Genomic DNA, 21681 nt, shown 5'->3' on the forward strand with positions numbered 1-21681 from the left:
GCTCGGGAGAGGATCGCGACATGTCCGACCACGACGTCCTCGGCACCCGCGAGCACCCCTCGCTCGGCCTCGACACCTTCGGTGACGCGCCCCTCCGCGCGGCTCCGGCCAACCACGCGGAGACGATCCGCGAGGTCGTCGCCGAGGCGGCGCTGGCCGACCGGGTCGGTGTCGACTACATCGGCCTGGGCGAGCACCACCGTCCCGACTACGCCATCTCGGCTCCCGACGTGGTGCTGGCCGCGATCGCCGGGCAGACCGAGCGGATCCGGCTCGGCACCGGCGTGACCGTGCTGTCGAGCGACGACCCGATCCGGGTCTACGAGCGCTTCGCCACCCTCGACGCCGTCTCCAGCGGTCGTGCCGAGGTGCAGCTCGGCCGCGGCTCCTTCATCGAGTCGTTCTCCCTGTTCGGGCTGGACCTGCAGGACTACGACCGGCTCTTCGCCGAGAAGCTCGACCTCTTCGCCGCGCTGCAGTCCGAGCAGCCGGTGAGGTGGGAGGGCTCGATCCGCCCGCCGCTGGAAGGCAAGCAGGTCTACCCGACGACCGCCGCCGGGCGCCTGCCGGCCTGGATCGCCGTCGGCGGCACGCCCGAGTCGGTCGTGCGCGCCGCGAGGTACGCCCTGCCGCTGGTGCTCGCGGTGATCGGCGGCTCGCCCGAGGCGTTCGTCCAGTTCGCCGACCTCTACCGCCGCGCGCTCATCGAGTACGGCCACCCCGAGTTGCCGATCGGCATGCACTCGCCCGGCCACGTCGCGGCCACCGACGCCGAGGCCAAGGAGCAGCTCTACCCGCACCAGGCCGAGCTCGTCACCCGGATCGGTCGCGAGCGCGGTTGGGGGCCGTACTCCCGCACTGCGTTCGAGCAGGGCGCCTCGCCCAAGGGCGCGCTGTTCGTCGGCTCGCCGGACACCGTCGCCACCAAGATCGCCTGGGCGGTGCGTACGCTCGGGCTCTCGCGCTTCCAGCTGAAGTACTCCGTCGGCGAGCTCCCGCACGGGCAGCGGATGGAGTCGATCCGGCTCTACGGCGAGGAAGTCGTCCCGCGCGTCCGCGCGCTGCTCGCGGAGGACTGAGATCGCCCGGAATGGAAGGCGCGGTGGAAGCGCTTTCAAGCACTTGAACGTGCAAATTGAGCGCACCATTGACACTCTGTGTGACGCCAGTCATAGTTGGCGGCGGACGGAAGTGGAAGCGCTCTCACACCACGTCACCCGTCCACCTCCCCAGGCCGGACACCCCGTCCGGCGCTCCAGGACGGCAGGAGTGCAGTGGTGCAGACACGGAAGACCCGGCGGGTACGACTCGCCACGAGCGCGATCGTGGCGCTCACCCTCGCCTCGACGGCGGCCGCGTGCGGCGGCAGCGACGACGACGCCAGCTCGGACGGCACGACCACCATCAGCGTGGCCACCTTCAACGAGTTCGGCTACGAAGGACTCATCGACGAGTGGAACAGCTCGCACGACGACATCAAGATCAAGCAGGTGAAGGTCGGCACCTGGGACGACGCCAAGGCCAACCTCTTCACCAAGCTGGCGGCGGGCTCCGGCCTGTCCGACATCGAGGCCATCGAGGGTGACGCGATGCCGGCGATCCTCGCCGAGAGCGACGCCTTCGTCGACCTCAGCGACTCCGAGCTCGAGGGCCGGTGGTTGGACTGGGTCGCCGCGAAGGCCACCAACTCCGACGACCAGATGATCGGCTACGCCACGGACATCGGGCCCGAGGGCATCTGCTACCGCGCCGACCTGTTCAAGAAGGCGGGCCTGCCGACCGACCGCGAGGAGGTCGCCGGGCTGATGGGCACCTGGGACGACTACTTCGCCACCGGCGAGGACTTCATCAAGAAGGTGCCCGACACCGCGTGGTACGACTCCTCGGGCGGCCTCGCCCAGGCGATGCTCAACCAGGTCGCGAACCCGTTCGAGACCGACGACGACACCGTCGACGTGGAGAACCCCGAGCTCGAGGCCGTCTACGGCACCGTCACCGGCAACATCGCCAAGGGCCTCTCCACCAAGCTCCCCCAGTGGGGCGACGACTGGACCGCGTCCTTCCAGAACGACGGCTTCGCCACGATGGCCTGCCCGGGCTGGATGCTCGGCGTGGTCGCGGGCAACGCCGAGGGCGTCAAGGGCTGGGACTTCGCCAACGTCTTCCCCGGCGGCGGCGGCAACTGGGGCGGCTCCTTCCTGACCGTTCCTGCGCAGGGCAAGCACACCGAGGAGGCCCAGGAGGTCGCCGCGTGGCTCACCGCGCCGGAGCAGCAGGTCAAGGCCTTCACCGCCAAGGGCACCTTCCCCAGCCAGGTGGACGCGCTGGAGTCCCCCGAGATCACCGGGGCCACCAACGAGTTCTTCAACGACGCGCCGACCGGTGAGATCCTCGCCGAGCGCGCCCAGGCAGTCACGGTCCAGCCCTACAAGGGTCCGAAGTACTCCGACATCCTGTCGGCGTTCCAGGCCGCGATCCTGCGGGTCGACGACGGATCCCAGGACCCTGACAAGTCGTGGGACCAGTTCCTGTCTGACGTCGAGGCGCTCGGCTGACCGGTTCTGTCCACTCCACGAGCGAACGGCGCGACGTGAGCACCCAACTCCCACTCAGGGGTGGCGACACCGACGAGGTGTCGCCACCCCGGCCGGACCGCCGATCCGGCGGACCGACCACCCCGCTGTGGCGGCAGAGGCTGCACTGGATCGACTACCGGTTCTCGCCCTACCTCTACATCGCGCCGTTCTTCGTGCTCTTCCTCGTCATCGGGATGTTCCCCCTGGGCTACACGGCGTGGGTCTCGGTCCACGACTGGAGCCTGCTGGGGGGCAAGGGTGACTACGTCGGCCTCGGCAACTACCGCGAGGTGCTCGACAACCCCTACTTCGCCAAGCAGCTGGTCAACACGATCAGCATCTTCCTGATCTCCTCGGTGCCGCAGGTCCTGATCGCCCTGGTGGTCGCCGCGCTGCTCGACAACCAGCTGCGGGGCCGCACCGTCTGGCGGATGAGCGTCCTGCTGCCGTTCGTGGTGTCCCCGGTCGCGGTGGCCATCATCTTCGGCAGCCTGTACGGCGACCGCTACGGCCTGATCAACCACGTCCTCGACCTGGTGGGCATCGACCCCATCGGGTGGCACACCAACCGGCTGGCGAGCCACGTCGCGATCGCCACGATGGTCAACTGGCGCTGGACCGGCTACAACGCCCTGATCTTCCTCGCCGCGATGCAGGCGGTGCCCCGCGACGTCTACGAGTCGGCGGAGCTCGACGGAGCCGGCCGGGTCCGCCAGTTCCTCTCGATCACCGTCCCGATGATCCGCCCGACGATGATCTTCATCATCATCACCTCGACCATCGGCGGCCTCCAGATCTTCGCGGAGCCCCGCCTCTTCGACGAGACCAACGCACGCAACGGCGGCAGTGACCGCCAGTTCGGCACGATCACCATGCTGATCTACGACTTCGGGTGGCAGCTGCGTGACCTCGGGCGCGCGTCGGCGACGGCGTGGTTGCTCTTCGTGGTGATCGGCCTGTTCGCGGTCGTCAACCTGCTCCTCATCCGCCGCCTCGGCGCGCTGGGAGGTGGGCGATGACCCGCCGGCCCGGCTTCCTCGTCTACGGGCTGCTGATCGCCTTCGCCCTCGGCTCGGCCGCGCCTCTGTACTGGTCGTTCCTCCTCGGCTCGCAGACCAAGGAGGTCGCGGCGCAGGGCGTCCCGCCACTGCTGCCGGGCGGGCACTTCCTCGCCAACGCGCAGCGCGCCATGGACTCCATCCCGTTCTGGAAGGCGCTGGGCAACAGCCTCCTGGTCTCGTCGGTGGCGGCGTGCTCGGTCGTCTTCTTCTGCACCCTCGCCGGCTATGCCTTCGCGAAGCTCCGCTTCCGCGGCAACGGACCGCTCCTGGTGTTCGTCATCGCGACGATGGCGGTGCCGACCCAGCTCGGGGTCGTCCCGCTCTTCATCCTGATGGCCAAGCTCGGATGGGCAGGCAGCACCTTCTCGGTCATCCTGCCGTGGCTGGTCACCGCGTTCGGGGTGTTCTTCATGCGGCAGTACCTCGTGGACGCCGTCCCCGACGAGCTGATCGAGGCGGCCCGCGTCGACGGGTGCTCGCAGATCCGGACCTTCTGGACGGTCGCGGTGCCGGCGGCACGACCGGCCGCGGCGATCCTGTGGCTCTTCACCTTCATGCAGGTGTGGACCGACTTCTTCTGGCCGCTCATCGCGCTGCCGCCCGACAACCCCACCATCCAGGTGGCACTGAACCAACTCCAGAGCGGGTACTTCAAGGACTTCAGCATGGTCCTCGCCGGGACGATCCTGGCGACCATCCCGCTCCTCGTCTTGTTCGTCGTCGCCGGACGCCAGCTCGTGTCCGGCATCATGCAAGGAGCAGTCAAGGGATGAGCGTGCAGAGCAGGACGGTGACGGCTGTCGCCACCGACGGCGAGGTGCGGTTCCCCCGCGACTTCGTGTGGGGCATGGCCACCGCGTCGTACCAGATCGAGGGTGCCGTCGCCGAGGACGGACGCACCGACTCGATCTGGGACACCTTCTCCCGGGTCCCCGGAGCGATCCTGGGCGGGGACACCGGCGAGGTCGCCTGCGACCACTACCACCGGATGCCGGCAGACGTGGACCTCCTCGCCGACCTCGGCGCCACGTCCTACCGCTTCTCGGTGGCGTGGCCGCGGGTGCGGCCCGACGCGGGGCCGGTCAACCCGGCCGGCCTCGCGTTCTACGACCGCCTCGTCGACAAGCTGCTCGAGCGCGGCATCGCCCCGTGGCTGACGCTCTACCACTGGGACCTCCCCCAGGTGCTCGAGGACGCCGGGGGCTGGACCAACCGCGACACCGCCCACCGCTTCGTCGACTACGCCTCCTCGGTGTACGACGTCCTCGGCGACCGGGTGCCCACGTGGACGACGCTCAACGAGCCGTTCTGCTCGTCGCTGCTGGGCTACGCAGCCGGCCACCACGCGCCGGGGCGCCGGGAGGGGGCGGCCGGCCTGGTCGCCGCGCACCACCTGCTGCTCGCCCACGGCATGGCGGTCGAGGCGCTGCGCAGCCGCGGCGACGACGTACGTTTCGGGCTGAGCCTCAACCTCACCGTGCCCGACCCGAGCGACCCGTCCGACCCGGTCGACGTCGACGCCGCACGGCGCATCGACGCCCTGCACAACCGGCTCTTCCTCGACCCGGTCTTCCGGGGCTCCTACCCCGCCGACCTGCTCGAGGACACGGCGCACCTGGAGTGGCAGGGCCGCCCCTGGTACGACGTCGTCCGCGACGGCGACCTGGCCACGACCTCCACGCCGATCGACGTGCTGGGCGTGAACTACTACCACGGCAACGAGGTCTCGGGTCACCCGCGCACCGACGTCGTCGGCATCGGTGCCGACCACCCCGACCGGGTCGCGTTGTCGCCGTTCGTCGGCTCCGAGCACGTCACCTTCCCGAGCCGCGGGCTGCCGGTCACCGACATGGGCTGGGAGATCCAGCCCGACGGCCTGCGCCGGTTGTTGGTGCGCCTCCACGACGACTACCCGCACCTGCCGATCTACCTCACCGAGACCGGTGGGGCCTTCGCCGACAGCCCCGACGCCGACGGCGAGGTGCACGACCCCGACCGCATCGAGTTCCTCGACTCCTACCTCCGCGCGGTGCACCGCGCGGTCGAGCAGGGCGTCGACGTGCGCGGCTTCTTCCAGTGGTCGTTCTGCGACAACTTCGAGTGGGCCTTCGGCTACGCCAAGCGCTTCGGCCTCGTCTACGTCGACTACGAGACGCAGCAGCGCATCCCCAAGTCCAGCGCGCGGTGGTACGCCGCGGTGTCCCGCACTGGTCAGTTGCCGTCGCCCGACCCCACGGGCGACTAGCGTGGCGCGCGTGAACTCCCCGCGGTCCCCCCTGAGCTCCGGGTCCCCCACCCTGGACGAGGTGGCCCGCGTCGCGGGGGTCTCGCGCGCCACGGCATCACGTGCGATCAACGGCGGCCAGCGGGTCAGCGCCCGCGCGCAGTCCGCGGTCGACCTCGCGGTCGCCCAGCTCGGCTACGTGCCCAACCCGGCGGCCCGCAGCCTGGTCACTCGTCGTACGGACTCGATCGCCGTGGTCGTGCCCGAGCCCGACGACCGGGTCTTCTCCGACCCGTTCTTCGCCGGCACCCTGCGCGGCGTGACGCGGGTGCTGGGGGAGCGCGACATCCAGCTCGTGCTGCTGCTGGCGCGGCCGGGCGCGTCGACCGCGCGCACGCTGCGCTACCTCACCAACCGCCACGTCGACGGGGCCTACGTCGTCTCCCACCACCGTGACGACCGGCTCGCCGAGCACATCGCCGACCTCGGGCTGCCCTGTGTCTTCGGTGGCCGGCCGTGGACCGGCGGCGACCGGGTCGCCTACGTCGACGTCGACAACACCGCGGGCGAGCGCGAGGCCACCGAGCTGCTGATCGCCCGCGGTTGTGCACGCATCGGCACCATCGCCGGTCCTGCCGACATGACCGCCGCCGAGGACCGACTCGCCGGGTGGCGCCAGGCGATGGCGGCCGCCGGGCTGCCTGCCGACGCGGTCGAGCACGGCGACTTCACCGAGCTGAGCGGCGAGGTTGCGGCCCGCGCGCTGATGGAGCGCCACCCCGACCTCGACGGACTGGTCGTCGCCTCCGACCTGATGGCGCTCGGCGCGCTGCGGGTGCTGGCCGAGATGGGCCGGCGGATCCCCGACGACATCGCGGTCGTGGGCTACGACGACCTCGGCGTCGCCGAGCGCACCACCCCGCCGCTCACCACGGTCCGCCAGCCGGTCGACGAGATGGCCGAGCGCGCCACCCGCCTGCTCCTCGAGCGGGTCGACGGCGTCGACGGCAGCCACCCCGTGCGGCTGATCATCCCGCCGACGATCGTGCGTCGCGCGAGCGCCTGAGGACGGTCACGACCGGGACCGTTCGGCGACGGTCAGGACGAGCACGGACACCGCCGCGAGGCCGGCGAGCAGGGCGAACGTGGCGTCGTACGACCCGAGGAGCGCTGCCAGCAGCGCCCCCACCCACGGGGCGAACGCCGAGACCACGGTGATCGCGCCGGTCAGGATGCCGTTGCGGTGCCCGATGTCGCCGATGCCCCAGCGGTCGACGACCGCGGTGGCCTGGACGAGGGTGAAGGTGCCGCGGACCGTGCCCGACAGGAACGACAGCACGCACACGAGCGCGAGCGGGGTCTGCCAGGCGGCGAGTGCGCCGGTGGTCGCCACGACCCCGACGACCGTCGCCGTCGCGCGGGCCGTGGGGTCCAGCCGACTGAGCACGGGGCCGTAGAACAGCCGGCCGACGACCTGCCCGACCCCGCCGACGCCGAGCGCCGTCGCCGCCTGCCCGGTCGTCAGGCCATGCCCGGTCAGCAACGGGACCAGGTTGATGACGACGGCGTAGACGGCGAACCCGGCCAGCGCCATCGCGACGACCAGGAGCGCGAAGGCGCGAGCGTCGAAGTCGGCAGCCAGCTGCGGCGGCTCGCTCGCGGGTGGCGGGGCCGGCGGCCTGCGCGTCGACGTCCACGGCAGGCGGAGGGCGACCGCGTGGAGCGGCACGGTCACCAGCAGCACGGCCGACAGCGCGAGGTAGGTGCCGCGCCACCCCAGGCCCGCGAGCAGGTACGCCGTCAGCGGTGCGAACACGGTCGACGCGAGCCCGGCGACCAGGGTGATCGCGGTCAGCGACCGCACCCGACGGACGGCGTCGTCGCCGCTCCAGCCCGTCACAGCCGCGAACGCCGGTGCGTAGAGCGTCGCCGACATCGCGACTCCCGCGAGCAGCCAGGCGACGAAGAACCACGGCAGCGAGGGGGCGAAGGCGAGGGCCACCACCGCTGCGACTGCCAGCGCCGAGCCCGCTGTCATCACCGTCCGGGGGCCGACGTGGTCGATGCGACGGCCGACCCAGACGCCGGTGACTCCCGACGTCACGAGCGCGAGGGTGAAGGCCGCGACGAGCCACACCATCGGCCACGCCTCGTGGGCGCTGATGCTGCTGGCGAGCACCGGGAACGCGTAGAAGAGCACGCCCCAGGACACGATCTCGGTGAGGCACAGCACCGCGACGACACGACCCAGGCCCGGGGCCGGCGCCCGCGTGTCGTCGGCCCCGGACCTGGTGCTGGTCGGGCGGGCCGCCGTCATCCGCAGCAGCCCGAGCTGCTCTCCTCCTGCGCCAGGGGAAGGGTCGAGCCGGACGGTGCGCCGATCGTGACGAGCTGCGGCTCGAGCCGGGGTGCCGCGGCAGCCGGAGCGGGGCCGCAACATCCGCCACCGGCTCCAGACAGCGCCACGGCGTCCGGGTCGTCGAACGCCCCGGCTCCGTTGCACACGCCCGTCTCCGGCAGCACGAGGTCGACCCGGTCGGCCGCCTCGAGGTCGCCGTCGAGCGCGGCCACCACGGAGCGCACCTGCTCGAAGCCGGTCATCGCGAGGAACGACGGCGCGCGGCCGTAGGACTTCATGCCGACCAGGAACAGTCCCGCCTCGGGCTGGGTGAGCTCGCGGTGGCCGTGCGGCGCGACGTCGCCGCAGCTGTGGTGGTCGGGGTGGATCTGGTCGGCGAGGACTCGCGCGGACCCGAGGGCGGGGTCGAGGTCGAGGCGGACCTCGGACAGGAAGGAGTGGTCGGGACGGAAGCCGGTGACGACGATGACCTCGTCGACGTCGGTGACCTGCTGGCCGTCGACGGAGGAGATCGTCAGCCGCCCGTCGGCCTGGGCGGTGACGGACCCGGTCCGGAACTGCGCGACGGTCGTGACGAACCCGCTGGCGGCGGCGGCCTTCGCGTCCTGCCCGAGCTTGCCGCGCTGCTCGAGCTGGTCGTTGTCACCACCGCCGAAGGCGTCGCCCACCGACGGTCGGCGCAGCAGCCACGACACCCGGGTCGTCTCGTCGGTGCGGGCCAGCCGCCCGAGGCCGACGAGGACACCCTGGGCCGAGGCGCCCTTGCCTGCCACGGCGACGTGCCTGCCGACGTAGCGGGCTGCGACGTCAGGGTCGCGGAAGTCGGGGATGCCGTAGGTGATGCGGGCGGCGTTCTCGGTCTCGCCGAGCGCCGGGTAGCCGTCGGCGCCGAGGGGGTTGGGACTCGTCCACGTGCCTGAGGCGTCCACGACGGCGCCCGCGAGGAGGCGCTCCCGGCCGCCCGGTCCCTCGACGTGGACCGCGAACGGGTCGCTCTCACGGCCGGAGTCGACCATCAGGTCGCGACCGGCACGGCCCACGCCCACCACCCGGGTGCCGAACCGCACCGCGCTGCCGGCCACGCCGTCCAGCACCTCGGCGAGCGGCTGGAGGTACGCCGTACGCCACTCGCCGCCGGTCGGGTAGGCGCTGTCGTCCGGTGCCGTCCACGTGCCGGCGGCCTCGAGCAGGCGGCGGGCCGCCGGGTCGACGAGCTCGGACCACGAGGAGAACAGCCGCACGTGCGACCACTCGCCGACGGCGGCGCCGGCGTCGGGTCCGGCCTCGAGGACGACGAAGTCCATGCCGCGCTCGGCTGCGTGGGCCGCGGCGGCCAGGCCGACGGGACCAGCGCCGATGACGACGAGCGGGAAGGAGGTGAGGGTGGCGGCTGGGCTGGTCACGGCGTACTCCTGAAGCATTGACGGTTATCGATGTAGGAGACAGTATCGACCTGGATCGATGGAGGCAAGAGGTTTCATTGACGAACTTCGATGTAAGGTGTCTTCGTGACCACGACGACGCAGACCCTGCTGGCCGAGGACCCCTCCGGGACCGGCGACGCACCCGGGTGCGACGCCGCGTGCGGGCCCGCCGCCACCGACGCACCGATGGTGCTCGACCGCGCCGAGGCCGAGACGTTCGCCGGCTGGTTCGCCACGCTGTCGGACCCCACCCGGGTCCGGCTCCTGCACGCCGTGTCGACCGCGCCGGCCGGCCACATCCGCATCGGTGACCTCGCGGTCGAGCTCGGCATCGGCCAGCCGACCGTGACCCACCACGTCCAGAAGCTCGCCGAGGTCGGCTTCGTCTCGGTCGACCGCGTGGGCACCAGCAAGCACGTCTCGGTCAACCCGGCCTGCTGCACCGGCCTGCCGCATGCGGCCGACGTGGTCATGGGCACCCTCGCTGCCCGACCGTGCTGCCCTGAGGACCTGCCCCCCGACGTCACGACCCGCGCGATGACCGACGCGGACCTGCCGATCGTGCGCGACATCTACGCCGAGGGCATCGCGACCCGCAACGCCACCTTCGAGACCGAGGTCCCCGACCTCGCGTCACTGGCCACCAAGTGGCTGCCCGAGCATCGCTGGGTCGCGGAGGCCGAGGTCGACGGGTCGACCCAGGTGGTCGGGTGGACAGCCATCTCGCCGGTGTCGGCGCGCGAGTGCTACGCCGGAGTGGGCGAGTCGTCGGTCTACGTCACCGAGGCCGCGCGAGGCCGCGGCGTGGGCAAGGCCCTGGTGTGGCGCCAGGTCAACGAGGCCGACGCCGGCGGGCTCTGGACGCTGCAGACCTCGGTGTTCCCCGAGAACCGCGCCTCCATCGCGCTGCACCACTCTGCCGGGTACGCCACCCTCGCGGTGCGTTCCCGGATCGCCCGGCTCGACGGCGTGTGGCGCGACACCGTGCTGCTCGAGAGGCGCCGGGCCGACTGACGGCCTGCCTGCTCAGGCGAGCACGGAGGGCGGCAGCTCGAGGTCGGGCACCAGCTCGACCAGCAGCGTGCGCACGCGGCCGTCGATGTCGGCGATGATGCCGCGCACCGTCTCCTCGTCCTGGCCGCCCGGGTCGGCGACAGGCCAGTCGACGTACTTCACGCCGGGCACGTACGGGCACTCCTCGCCACAGCCGAGGGTGATCGCCATGGTGGAGGCTGCGATGGTCTCGCGGGTCAGCTTCGTCGGCGTCTCCGCCGAGGTGTCGAGACCGAGATTCTCGAGGGCGACGGCGACCTCGGGGTGGATGTGCTCACCGGGCTGGGTGCCCGCCGACAGCGCGACGACGCGGCCGCCGGCGTAGTGCTCGGCCAGGACCCGTGAGATGACCGAGCGGCCCCCGTTGCGGATGCAGGCGAAGACGACCTGGGGGACCTCGGTCGTGGCGGGTGCGGTGGTCATCGGGGGCTCCTGGTGTCGGACGAGGTGTCGGTGGGGTGGGGGACGATGACGTCGTCGGCAGCGGCGGCAACGTCGGGGAACAGGTAGCGGACCAGGCCGAGGCCGACGAGCCCGCCGACGACCTGCGCGCCCACGAAGCCGGGCACCGACGCCGGGTCGATGCCGGCGAACGTGTCGGAGAACATCCGGCCCACGGTGACGGCCGGGTTGGCGAACGACGTCGAGGCGGTGAACCAGTAGGCCGCGCCGATGTAGGCGCCGACCGCCGGCGCCGACAGGGCGCCCCGACCGGTGCGGGCCAGGGCGAAGACGAGAGCGACCAGGCCGGCGGTCGCGACCACCTCGGCGACGAGCAGGTGTGACCCGGTGCGCTCCTTGGTCGAGAGCGCGGTGAGGTCGACGGCGAACATGACGTTGGCCAGCGCCGCGCCGAGGACGGCACCGGCGGTCTGGGCGACGGCGTACGCACCGACCTCGGGTCCGGAGAGGCCCGTGCCCGACCGACGGCCGAGCAGCCAGTCGGCCGCGGACACGACGGGGTTGAAGTGGGCACCGGAGACCGGCCCGAACAGCAGGATGAGGACGGTCAGGCCGAGCACGGTGGCGGTCGAGTTCTCCAGCAGCTGGAGCCCCACGTCGTCGGGGGAGAGCTGCTGGGCGGCGATGCCGGAGCCGACGACGACCGCGACGAGGAGTGCGGTGCCGAGGAGCTCGGCGACGAGCCGTCGGTGCAGGGGTGCTGTCATCACGATGGTGGATTCCTAGGTTGCGGCGACGAGTCGGGGGGAGAGGTCGGCGACGCGCTCGGCCACCTCGGCGTACGCCGCGTCGAAGGCGGCACGGGATCCGGCGGCGACCGGGTCGGGCACCGACCAGTGGGTGACCCCTGCCAGGTCGACCTGTTCCCGTGCGGCCATCGCGGCCGGTCCGAGCTCCTCGTGCGCGGCGTCGCACACGGTGACGACGTAGTCGCCGTCCCGCAGCAGACCTGCCAGCGGCTGGGGTCGCTGCTGGACCAGGGACAGGTGGTGCCGGCGGGCCGCGGCCGCCGCCCCCGGCGCGATCCTGCTGCTGGGGTGGGTGCCGCCCGAGGTGACCGGGATGGGGCTGGCCTGACGCCACGCCGCGGCCGCGAGCTGAGACCGCGCCGAGTTGGCGGTGCACACGAACACCACCCGCGCGACGGGTCGCACGTGCAGCGCGACGCTCGGCAGCAGGCCGGCGAGGCGCTCGCGGTGCAGGCGGAGGTAGGTGCGGCGCCGGTCCGCGTGCGATCGATGGCGGGACACGACCCCTGCCTCCTCCAGCACCTTCAGGTGGTGGGCGACCAGGTTGGACGGGAGGTCGAGGTGCGTGCGCAGCTCGCCGGGCGACGCGTCGCCGGCGTCGAGCACGTCGACGATGCGAAGGCGCGCGGGGTCGGCGAGGGCCGAGAGGGCCGCAACACGTTCGGCGAAGTCCACGGGTGTCCGATCGGTCAGTGATGATTGACTCAATCATGACTGACTGACGTCGGTGATCGCAAGACGTGGCGACTCCTGAGGGCAGGCTCACAGTCGTCCGGATTCACGGGAACACCACCCGTCCCACTAGCGTTGTGCCCACAGTCGCCCGGCCGGTCTTGCCCCGGGCGCAGGCTCCCCGATGGGGACCCTCCCTCACTTCTGAGGCACGTACGCCGCGGTTCCGACCTGCGGCTCACGGTGGCGAGACGCCAACCGAAAGCAACTCACATGACCTTCGCCGACCTCGGCGTCCCGTCCTCGCTCGTCCAGATCCTGGAGCAGCAGGGCATCACCACTCCTACTCCCATCCAGGCCGCGACGCTGCCCGACAGCCTCGCCGGTCGTGACGTCCTGGGCCGCGGTCGCACCGGCTCGGGCAAGACGTACGGCTTCCTGCTCCCGCTGGTCGCCCGGCTCGACGCGAGCAAGCTGCCCGCGATGCCGCGCAAGCCGCGCGCCCTGATCCTCGCGCCCACGCGCGAGCTCGTCGGCCAGATCGAGGCCTCGCTCGCCCCGCTCGCCAAGGCCACCGGCCTCACCACCCGCACGATCTTCGGCGGCGTCGGCCAGAACCCGCAGGTGACCGCGCTGAAGAAGGGCGTCGACATCGTCATCGCCTGCCCCGGCCGCCTCGAGGACCTCATGGGCCAGGGCTACGCCGACCTCTCCGCCGTCGAGATCACCGTGCTCGACGAGGCCGACCACATGGCCGACCTCGGCTTCCTGCCCGGCGTCCGCCGCATCATGGACAAGACGCCGCAGTCGGGCCAGCGCCTGCTGTTCTCGGCCACGCTCGACAAGGCGATCGACGTCCTGGTGAAGCGGTTCCTCACCAACCCGGTCACCCACCAGGCCGACTCCGCGCAGTCGCCCGTCGCGACGATGCACCACCACGTGCTGCACCTCTCGCGCGAGCAGCGCGTGCCCGTGCTGGTCGACCTGACCAGCGCCCCCGGTCGCACTGTCGTCTTCACCCGCACCAAGTACGGCGCCAAGGCGCTGGCCCGCCAGCTCAACAAGTCCGGCGTGCCGAGCGTCGAGCTGCACGGCAACCTGTCGCAGAACGCCCGCACCCGCAACATGGAGGCCTTCCACTCCGGCACGGCCACCACGCTGGTCGCGACCGACATCGCCGCGCGCGGCATCCACGTCGACGACGTGTCGCTCGTCGTGCACGCCGACCCGCCGGTCGAGCACAAGGCGTACCTGCACCGCTCGGGTCGTACGGCCCGCGCCGGCAACGAGGGCACCGTCATCACGCTGATGACAGACGAGCAGGTCAAGGACGTCCGCGACCTGACCCGCCAGGCCGGCATCAAGCCGGTCACCACCAAGGTCAACGGCCCCGACCACCCGGTCCTCGTGCAGCTCGCCCCGGGCGAGCGGTCGCTCGTCCCCGGCGGCCTCGTCGTCGAGACCCCCACCGGCGCCGGGGCCCAGGGCTCGCGCGCCGGCGGCGGTGGTCGCAACCGGTCGCGTCGTCGCGGCAACGGTGGCGGCGCCCAGTCCTCCGGCCAGGGCGGCGGTCGTCGCCAGGGCGGCTCCGGCCAGGGCCAGCGCTCCGGCCAGGCCTCGTCGAAGGGTCGCGCCCAGGGCGGCCAGGGTGGCCAGGCCTCGCAGGGCGGCGGCGGTCAGCGCCGTCGCCGCAGCGGCGGTGGCCAGGGCGGCGGCCACAGCGCCGCCGGCTTCTCCGGCCGCCGCTGACCGTCCCCGAGCGGTGCGTGAGACACCTTTCCGATGCCCGGAACCTGCCTCACGCACCGCCCCTGTCGTACGCCGTCGTCGAGCGGTGAGTGGGACACGTTTCGGACGTCCGGAACCTGTCTCACTCACCGCTCGGTGCGGTGATCAGTCGGTGTAGAACCCCGAGCGGATGTCGTCGAGCAGGGTCGGGGCGGCGGGTTCCCAGTCGTAGCGGGCCCGCGTGATCGCGTTCGAGGCGGGCAGGTCCCAGCCGAAGAGCGTCCCGATGAAGCCGCCGATGGCCTCGACGGCCTCCTCCGCGCTGACCGAGCGCGCCTCGATGCCGAGCCGCTCGGCGACCGCTTCGGCGATGTCGCGGGTGGCGACCCGCTCCTCGCCGACGGCGTGGACTGCAGTGCCGGCAGGGGCCGACTCGAGGGCGCGTGCCACCAGTCGGGCGGCGTCCGCCCGGCCGACGGCCGACCAGGCGTTGGCACCCTCGGCGACGTACGGCGCGAAGCCGGCGCGACGGGAGGCGTCGGCGATGATCCGGATGAAGCCGTGGTCGCCCTGTCCGTGCACGGTCGGGGCGAACCGCAGCGAGACGGCGTGCACGCCGCGCTCGGCGTAGTCCATCGCGAGCGCCTCGGAGCCACCGCGCGGTGCGTCGGGCCCGACGCCCGGGTTGACGGTCTCCTCGGTGACGACCGTGCCCGGCGCGATCGCCGTACCTGCTGCGAAGAGGAACGGCTTGTCGGTGCCCAGCAGTGCGCTGCCGATGGTGTCGACGGCCGCGCGCTCGGCGGCGTTCGAGACCGCCGGGTTGGCGAAGTCGTGCTTGTTGGCGAGGTGGATGACCGCGTCGGCCGCGAGCGAGCCGTCGCGGATCACCTCGAGCGTGTCGAGGTCGCCGCGCAGCACCTCGACGCCCGACGCCTCGAGCCGGGCTGCGGACGCGTCCGAGCGCGCGAGGCCGGTGACCTGGTGCCCGGCGGCGAGGAGCTCCGGCACGACGGCCGACCCGATCCAGCCGGATGCTCCGGTGACGAAGACCTTCATGGGGATGCCTCCTGAGATGTGATGTCAGTCCGTGACATCACGGTAGCACGGTGATGACAGGACGTGACATCACATAGGATCGACGCATGGCCAGATGGGAACCGGGGACGAAGGAGCGGCTCCAGGCGACCGCACTCGAGCTCTTCGGCGAGCACGGCTTCGACGAGACGACGGTGGCGCAGATCGCCGCGCGCGCCGAGGTCACCGAGCGCACCTTCTACCGCTACTTCGCCGACAAGCGCGAGGTGCTCTTCGACGGCCAGCACCACTTCGAGCAGGCCTTCCTCGACGGCGTCGGCGGCGCACCCGACGACGCGACACCGACCGAGCTCAGCGCGGCCGCGCTGCACAGCGCGTCCGGCTTCTTCGGTGAGGAGCGACGAGCATGGGCGCGGGCACGCCAGGAGGTCATCGCGACCGACGCCGGGCTCCGCGAGCGCGAGCTGCTCAAGCTGGCGCACCTCTCCGGGCTGCTGACCACGGCACTGCGCGAGCGCGGCATCCCCGACCCGCGCGCCGGCCTCGTCGCCGACTCCACGCTGTCGGTCTTCCACGTCGCCTTCCAGCAGTGGATCGTGACGGCCGAGACGCGCACCTTCCCCGAGCTGGTCGAGGACACCCTCGCCCACCTCCGGGCGCTCGCCCTCGGCTGAGCGCCGTTACCTAGGCTGGGTGCCATGCGCACCTGGATCCGCCGATCGCTGTGGGACGTCGTCCCGCGCGACCAGCGCGACTCCGACGCCGCCTTCCGCCGCCGCCAGGTCGTGGCCGCGGTCGTGGTGCTCGTCGGCGCAGGGGTGCTCGGCTGGTCGCTGCGGCTCGAGCCCGGCGGCGACCTCTTCTACGTCGCGGCCGTCGTGCTGGCCGGCGTCTGGGCGACGGGCGCCTTCCTGTCCGGCCGGCTGCACCTCGGCCGGATCTCCGGAGGCACGGAGGTGTTCGTGCGCCCGATCCTCGCGCCGATCCTGCTCGGCCTGCTGATGGTCGGGGTGTTCGTGCTCGGCGCGCTCGTGGTGCGCGAGATCGAGCCGCTGGCGTCGTACGTCTCCTCCGTGCTGGAGTACGCCGACGAGGGCTCGCTGACGGCGCTGGCCGTCATCACCTTCTTCAACGGCATCGCCGAGGAGCTCTTCTTCCGGGGTGCGATGTACGCCGCGATCCCGCGCCACCCCGTGCTCTGGACGACGATCGCCTACGTCGTCGCCACGCTGGCCACCGGCAACGTGATGCTCGGCTTCGCGGCCGTCCTGCTCGGCGCGGTCTGCGGCCTCGAGCGGCGCGCCAGCGGCGGCATCCTGGCGCCGATCCTGACCCACATCACGTGGTCGCTCTCGATGCTCTTCCTGCTACCCCTGCTGTTCTAGCGTCACCCCATGGCGATCCTCCACGAGGCCACGATCACCCCGCGCAAGGACGAGCTCCACGTGCGTAGGGCCGACGGCACCGAGGTGGTCCGCGACGCCGTCGTCACGGCCCGTGGCGCGGGCGCGCCCGACGTACCGGCTCACGACCCCGCCACCCCGGTGACGGTCACCGACGGCGACGACCGGACCACCGTGGCCGCCGGCGACCTGACGCTCACGGTGCTGCGCCGCCTCGGCCGCGCGCCCGACGGACCTGCGCTGCTGGGCAGCTTCGAGGGCGGCGCCGACCTGACTCTCGCTGTCGTCGACCGTTGGTCACCGTCCAGTGAGCGGGAAGAAGGAGCGCGGTGTCGTCGAGGTGCTGACGTGGGCGAGCACGAGACCATCGCGGCAGATGCAGATCTGTCAGTCGTGAACCAAGAGCCACCGAAGCGCCGCGCGGCACGACAGGCGTACGGGACGTAGTCGCATCCGCCTTGCGTGGTGCTCGTGACGTAGCTACCGCGTCAGGATCACCGCGTTATGTGACGTCGCGTGCGGCTTGCCGATCGCACTCGAGTCCCGATGCGGCGGCGCGGTCGGTCACCGCCCGCCGGCTGCCCTCTCGGCGAGCGCCCGCCGTACGGACTCGCGGTAGCTCAGCGGCTCGCCCGGCACCACGTCGCGGATCGAGGTGTCGCGCACGACGACCTCGGTGGACATCGAGTCGATGAGGTTGCGACCCGTCGTCACGTCGACGTCCGTGACGAGCGCCAGCCAGTACGACGACAGCCGGGGGGTGAGGAGCGGCAGGACGACGATCGGGATCTGGCGGCCGTCGCTCTCCTCGTTGGCCACCAGCAGCATCTGCTTGTAGGTCAGCTGGTCGGGTCCGCCGATCTCGAACACCTTCCCGATCGCGTCGGGGTGGTCGACGACACCGGCGAGGTAGCGCACGACGTCGTCGATCGCGATCGGCTGGGTGCGGGTCGCGACCCAGCGCGGGACGACCATCGCCGGCAGGTTCTTCACGAGCTGGCGGGTGATCTCCCAGGAGATGCCGCCGTGCCCGACGACGATCGCCGCGCGCAGCACGGTGACCGGTACGCCGTCCTCGCCGAGCAGCTGCTCGACCTCGCGGCGCGAGCGGAGGTGGGCCGAGAGGTCCTGCTCGTCGTCGCCGAGGCCGCCCATGTAGACGATCTGCTTGAGGCCGGCACCGGCGGCCGCGGCGCTGAAGTTGCGTGCTGCCTCGGCGTCCTTGCGCTCGAAGTCGGGGTCGTCGAGGGAGTGCACGAGGTAGATCGCCACGTCGGCGCCCTCGAGCGCCGAGCCGAGGGAGTCGGCGTCCATCACGTCGGCGCCGACCGCCTCACCCGGGCCGGCGTACGTCTCGGGGTGGCGGGTCATCGCGCGCACGTCGTGCCCGGCGTCGAGCAGGGCGGGGACGAGGCGACGGCCGATGAAGCCGGTCGCACCGGTCACGAGAACTGTCGACATGGCCCCATGCTGTCAGCCCGCGCCCCGCGGGTGCCTCATCCCTTCGTGCCTGCCCGGCCGCGCCGCTCGTCGATGCGGGCCATCGCCGGCGTCGCCGTCACCCCGTGCAGCAGCACGGAGACGATCACGGTGAAGGCAACCGTCGACCACAGCCACGGCTCGTCGGGCAGGTGCTCGTGGGAGGCGGCGTACGCCAGGTAGAACAGCGAGCCGACGCCGCGCACGCCGAAGAAGGCGACCGCCACGGCCTCGCCGCGGTCGAGCCCGCCGTCCTTGTGCTCGTCGCGCGCCCACAATGACAGGGCGAGCCACGCGGTCACCGGGCGGACGACCAGCACCAGTGCGAGGGCGACCGCGACGCCGCGCCGGTCGAGGTGCTCCAGCAGGCCCTGCGTCATCGCCATGCCGAGGACGAGCAGCACCAGCAGGGTCATCAGCCGCTCGAGCCGCTCGACCACGCCGTGCATCGCGCGCTGGTAGGCGTGCCCGCGCTCGGACGCGCGCAGCCGCATCGCGCACACGAAGACCGCGAGGAAGCCGTAGCCGCCGACCAGCTCCGCGGCGCCGTACGACGCCAACAGCGCGGCGAGTGCCAGGAGGGGCTCGCCGCGATCGGCCAGCCGCAAGGTGTCGCTGCGGGCGCGGAACGCCTGCCGTCCCAGCAACCAGCCGACGACCAGGCCGACCACGACGCCGAGCGCGATCTTGCCGAGGACGTACCAGCCCACCCACGCGATGCCGTCCGCGAACGCGAAGCCGCCGGCGAGCAGGAGCAGGGCGAGGTGCACGAACGGGAAGGCGAGCCCATCGTTGAGGCCTGCCTCGGCGGTGAGGGAGAACCGGATGTCGTCGTCCTCCTCCGGGCGCTCCTCGTCCTCGGGGTCGTCGATGTCCTCGGTCAGCGGCTCGCCCACCTGGACATCGGAGGCGAGGACTGGGTCGGTCGGCGCGAGGACCGCGCCGAGGAGGAGTGCGACTGCCGGCGCCAGCCCGGCCACCCACCATCCGAGGAGTGCTGTGCCGAGGATCGTCAGCGGCATCGTCACCAGCAGCAGCCGCCACACCGGCGACCACGTGCACCACGAACGCCACGACCGGAGGTCGAGCTCGCGGTCGATGGCGAGGCCGACACCCATCAGCGAGACCAGCACCGTGAACTCGGTGACGTGCGTGATGAGCTCGCGGTGGTCCTGCGGCTCGAGGCTGGCCGAGTCGGCGAGCGGCAGCAGCCCGAACAGCATCCCCAGCCCGACCAGCACCATCGGCGGGGAGAGGGCGATGCGACGCGTGACCTGGGGCAGGACCGTCGCGAGCAGCAACGACAGGCCCAGCAGGAGGTAGACCGCTGCTCCGGTCATCACGTCCGCGGGTCGGTGTCGGTCACCGTCCCAGCCTTGCAACTCCCGCAGCGCGGGCGAACACCCCGATGGGCGGTCAGCGCGCCCGCCTGCCGTCGTACGACGCCTGGCTCTGGTCGATGGCCTGCTCGTAGGCCGTGACGAGCCCGGCGATGGTGAGCGGCTTGAGCCGGTGGATGAACTCGCGCAGCTGCTCGGCGGTGTAGCCGTGCTCGCGGAACTGCGGCCACACCATGGTGCGGACGATCTCCGAGAGCTCCTCGGCGACCTGGCGGCCGTGGTCGGCGTACACCTCGGCGACGGCCGCGGCCGCCTCCGGCGAGATGCCCATGCCGGACAGGCCGCCGGGCACGTCGACGTCGCGGTCTCCGGTGACTGGCGCGAGCAGCGAGAGGTGGCGGGCGATGTCGCTCGGCGTGGCGCTCTCGGGGATCTGGTCGACGTACTTCTCGATCGCGGCGAGCGTGAAGCCGTGGCCCTGCAGCTCGCGCACCAGCTCGAGGCGGGCGATGTGGTCGGGGCCGTAGTAGCCCGAGCGGCCGCGACGGATCGGCGAGGGGACCAGGCCGCGCGAGGCGTAGAAGCGCACGTTGCGCGCGCTCACCCCCGTGCGCTCGGTCAGCTCGTCCAGCGTCAGCAGCTCGGTCTCCACCGACCCATCCTCTCGTCGTCGGTCCGCGGGCCCGACGTGACGCGCCACACACCTGTTGGACTGTGACAGTAATGGTGTCACAATCGCCTGCATGGCAGAAGCATTCGTCTACGACCACATCCGCACACCTCGCGGCCGCGGCAAGGCCGTCGGTTCGCTGCACGAGGTGAAGCCGGTCGACCTGGTCGTCGGACTCCTCGACGAGCTCAAGACCCGCAACCCCACGCTCGACCCGGCCCGCGTCGACGACGTCGTGCTCGGTGTCGTGACCCCCATCGGCGACCAGGGCGGCGACATCGCCAAGACCGCCGCCCTCAAGGCCGGCTACCCCGAGACCGTCGCCGGCGTGCAGCTCAACCGCTTCTGCGCCTCCGGGCTCGAGGCCGTCAACCAGGCCGCGCAGCGCGTGCGCTCGGGCTTCGAGGACCTCATCGTCGCCGGCGGCGTCGAGTCGATGAGCCGCGTGCCGATGGGCAGCGACGGCGGCGCCTGGGCGATGGACCCGGCGACCGCGCTGGAGACCGGCTTCGTGCCGCAGGGCATCGGTGCCGACCTGATCGCCACGATCGAGGGCTGGAACCGCGAGGACGTCGACGCCTATGCCGCCGAGTCCCACCACCGCGCCGCGAAGGCGTGGGCCAACGGCTACTTCGACGACGCCGTGATCCCGGTGCGCGACATCAGCGGTGTGACGGTGCTCGACCGCGACGAGACCGTCCGCCCCGACACCTCCGTCGAGGGCCTCGCCGGGCTCAAGCCGTCGTTCGCCCAGATCGGCCGCGACGCCGGCTTCGACGACGTGGCGCTCGAGAAGTACCACTGGATCCCCGCGATCGACCACGTCCACCACGCCGGCAACTCGTCGGGCATCGTCGACGGCGCGGCCGTGATGGCGATCGGCACCGAGGAGGTCGGCGCGTCGCTCGGCCTGACGCCGCGTGCCCGGATCATCTCGACCGCCGTCTCGGGCGCCGACCCCACGATCATGCTCACCGGCCCGGCCCCGGCGGCCCGCAAGGCGCTCGCCCGTGCCGGCCTCGAGGTCGACGACATCGACCTGTGGGAGATCAACGAGGCCTTCGCCGCTGTCGCGATGCGCTTCATGCGCGACATGGGCATCAGCCACGACGTCACCAACGTCAACGGCGGCGCCATCGCCATGGGCCACCCCCTCGGCGCCACGGGCGCGATGATCCTCGGCACCCTCGTCGACGAGCTCGCCCGCCGCGACCAGAAGCGCGGCCTCGCCACGCTCTGCGTCGGCGGTGGGATGGGGATTGCAACGGTCGTCGAGCTCGTGTGAGCGCGGAGCGCTCCACGAGCATTGACTCCCGTCGCAATCCATCGGTGGTCGAGTGGCGCCCGCGGCTGAGGAACGAAGCCGCGACGGCGCTGTATCGAGACCCGATCCGATGACAAGCAGCCCCAACCGAGCAGGTCTCGATACGGACCTCGTTCCTC

The 21681-nt window shown here is 71.9% G+C and carries 21 protein-coding genes; 12 read left to right on the plus strand and 9 right to left on the minus strand.

Features of this window, described 5'->3' with window-relative positions:
- The first annotated feature begins 20 nt into the window (after positions 1–20).
- The 6 genes from J2X46_RS11130 to J2X46_RS11155 all read left to right on the plus strand — a co-directional run bounded on the left by J2X46_RS11130 (position 21) and on the right by J2X46_RS11155 (position 6927).
- Positions 21–1079 carry an LLM class flavin-dependent oxidoreductase gene (locus J2X46_RS11130; protein ID WP_310250189.1) on the plus strand — a complete coding sequence of 353 codons (1059 nt, stop codon included), beginning with the start codon at positions 21–23 and terminating at the stop codon, positions 1077–1079.
- Between the two features lie 198 nt (positions 1080–1277).
- Positions 1278–2555, plus strand: a complete 1278-nt coding sequence (locus J2X46_RS11135) for an extracellular solute-binding protein (RefSeq protein ID WP_310250193.1) — start codon at positions 1278–1280, stop codon at positions 2553–2555.
- Between the two features lie 35 nt (positions 2556–2590).
- Complete coding sequence (locus J2X46_RS11140) at positions 2591–3595, plus strand: sugar ABC transporter permease (RefSeq protein ID WP_310250196.1); 1005 nt, start codon at positions 2591–2593, stop codon at positions 3593–3595.
- Positions 3592–4410, plus strand: coding sequence for a carbohydrate ABC transporter permease (locus J2X46_RS11145; RefSeq protein WP_310250199.1), 819 nt, complete (start codon positions 3592–3594; stop codon positions 4408–4410). Before J2X46_RS11140 ends, J2X46_RS11145 begins: the two co-directional genes overlap by 4 nt.
- Positions 4407–5882: a GH1 family beta-glucosidase gene (locus J2X46_RS11150; protein ID WP_310250202.1), complete on the plus strand. Its 1476-nt coding sequence runs from the start codon at positions 4407–4409 to the stop codon at positions 5880–5882. The genes J2X46_RS11145 and J2X46_RS11150 overlap by 4 nt, the downstream gene beginning before the upstream one ends.
- A gap of 10 nt (positions 5883–5892) precedes the next feature.
- A complete protein-coding gene (locus tag J2X46_RS11155; protein WP_310250205.1) occupies positions 5893–6927 on the plus strand; it encodes a LacI family DNA-binding transcriptional regulator in 1035 nt (344 codons plus the stop codon).
- Between the two features lie 6 nt (positions 6928–6933).
- Here J2X46_RS11155 and J2X46_RS11160 read toward each other — a convergent pair whose 3' ends face one another.
- Positions 6934–8178, minus strand: coding sequence for an MFS transporter (locus tag J2X46_RS11160; RefSeq protein ID WP_310250207.1), 1245 nt, complete (start codon positions 8176–8178; stop codon positions 6934–6936).
- Positions 8175–9623 carry an FAD-dependent oxidoreductase gene (locus J2X46_RS11165; RefSeq protein WP_310250211.1) on the minus strand — a complete coding sequence of 483 codons (1449 nt, stop codon included), beginning with the start codon at positions 9621–9623 and terminating at the stop codon, positions 8175–8177. The genes J2X46_RS11160 and J2X46_RS11165 overlap by 4 nt, the downstream gene beginning before the upstream one ends.
- A 105-nt stretch (positions 9624–9728) precedes the next feature.
- On the opposite strand from J2X46_RS11165, the gene J2X46_RS11170 reads away from it, so the two are divergent.
- Entirely contained in the window at positions 9729–10658 is a 930-nt protein-coding gene (locus J2X46_RS11170; protein ID WP_310250214.1) for a GNAT family N-acetyltransferase, read from the plus strand.
- Positions 10659–10670: 12 nt separating this feature from the next.
- Here J2X46_RS11170 and J2X46_RS11175 read toward each other — a convergent pair whose 3' ends face one another.
- Genes J2X46_RS11175 through J2X46_RS11185 form a run of 3 tightly spaced genes read right to left on the minus strand, consistent with a single transcriptional unit; the run spans position 10671 to position 12583 of the window.
- Entirely contained in the window at positions 10671–11120 is a 450-nt protein-coding gene (locus tag J2X46_RS11175; RefSeq protein ID WP_310250217.1) for a heat-shock protein HtpX, read from the minus strand.
- Positions 11117–11866 (minus strand): aquaporin, encoded by a 750-nt coding sequence (locus tag J2X46_RS11180; RefSeq protein ID WP_310250720.1) that lies wholly within the window; start codon positions 11864–11866, stop codon positions 11117–11119. The genes J2X46_RS11175 and J2X46_RS11180 overlap by 4 nt, the downstream gene beginning before the upstream one ends.
- Before the next feature lie 15 nt (positions 11867–11881).
- Positions 11882–12583 (minus strand): helix-turn-helix domain-containing protein, encoded by a 702-nt coding sequence (locus tag J2X46_RS11185; protein ID WP_310250220.1) that lies wholly within the window; start codon positions 12581–12583, stop codon positions 11882–11884.
- A 270-nt stretch (positions 12584–12853) separates the two neighbouring features.
- Here J2X46_RS11185 and J2X46_RS11190 point away from each other — a divergent pair, with 270 nt between their 5' ends.
- Entirely contained in the window at positions 12854–14329 is a 1476-nt protein-coding gene (locus J2X46_RS11190) for a DEAD/DEAH box helicase (protein ID WP_310250223.1), read from the plus strand.
- Positions 14330–14473: 144 nt separating this feature from the next.
- Here J2X46_RS11190 and J2X46_RS11195 read toward each other — a convergent pair whose 3' ends face one another.
- On the minus strand, positions 14474–15367 hold the full coding sequence (locus J2X46_RS11195; RefSeq protein ID WP_310250226.1) for an SDR family oxidoreductase: 894 nt from the start codon (positions 15365–15367) through the stop codon (positions 14474–14476).
- 86 nt (positions 15368–15453) lie between these two features.
- On the opposite strand from J2X46_RS11195, the gene J2X46_RS11200 reads away from it, so the two are divergent.
- The 3 genes from J2X46_RS11200 to J2X46_RS11210 are packed head-to-tail and all read left to right on the plus strand — an operon-like array spanning position 15454 to position 17196.
- Positions 15454–16020, plus strand: coding sequence for a TetR family transcriptional regulator (locus tag J2X46_RS11200; protein WP_310250229.1), 567 nt, complete (start codon positions 15454–15456; stop codon positions 16018–16020).
- A 24-nt stretch (positions 16021–16044) separates the two neighbouring features.
- Complete coding sequence (locus J2X46_RS11205; RefSeq protein WP_310250231.1) at positions 16045–16731, plus strand: CPBP family intramembrane glutamic endopeptidase; 687 nt, start codon at positions 16045–16047, stop codon at positions 16729–16731.
- A 9-nt stretch (positions 16732–16740) separates the two neighbouring features.
- Positions 16741–17196, plus strand: a complete 456-nt coding sequence (locus J2X46_RS11210) for a hypothetical protein (protein ID WP_310250233.1) — start codon at positions 16741–16743, stop codon at positions 17194–17196.
- Positions 17197–17313: 117 nt separating this feature from the next.
- Here the strand turns inward: J2X46_RS11210 and J2X46_RS11215 are convergent, their stop codons facing one another.
- The 3 genes from J2X46_RS11215 to J2X46_RS11225 all read right to left on the minus strand — a co-directional run bounded on the left by J2X46_RS11215 (position 17314) and on the right by J2X46_RS11225 (position 20220).
- Positions 17314–18210 carry an NAD(P)H-binding protein gene (locus tag J2X46_RS11215; protein ID WP_310250236.1) on the minus strand — a complete coding sequence of 299 codons (897 nt, stop codon included), beginning with the start codon at positions 18208–18210 and terminating at the stop codon, positions 17314–17316.
- A gap of 35 nt (positions 18211–18245) precedes the next feature.
- Positions 18246–19568: a cation:proton antiporter gene (locus J2X46_RS11220; RefSeq protein WP_310250238.1), complete on the minus strand. Its 1323-nt coding sequence runs from the start codon at positions 19566–19568 to the stop codon at positions 18246–18248.
- A gap of 76 nt (positions 19569–19644) precedes the next feature.
- The gene (locus J2X46_RS11225) at positions 19645–20220 is read right to left on the minus strand and encodes a helix-turn-helix domain-containing protein (RefSeq protein WP_310250241.1); all 576 of its coding nucleotides are present in this window, start codon (positions 20218–20220) and stop codon (positions 19645–19647) included.
- A 91-nt stretch (positions 20221–20311) separates the two neighbouring features.
- On the opposite strand from J2X46_RS11225, the gene J2X46_RS11230 reads away from it, so the two are divergent.
- On the plus strand, positions 20312–21523 hold the full coding sequence (locus J2X46_RS11230; RefSeq protein ID WP_310250244.1) for an acetyl-CoA C-acetyltransferase: 1212 nt from the start codon (positions 20312–20314) through the stop codon (positions 21521–21523).
- The last annotated feature ends 158 nt before the right edge of the window (positions 21524–21681 follow it).

The organism is Nocardioides sp. BE266 (assembly GCF_031457855.1).
Lineage (GTDB): Bacteria > Actinomycetota > Actinomycetes > Propionibacteriales > Nocardioidaceae > Nocardioides.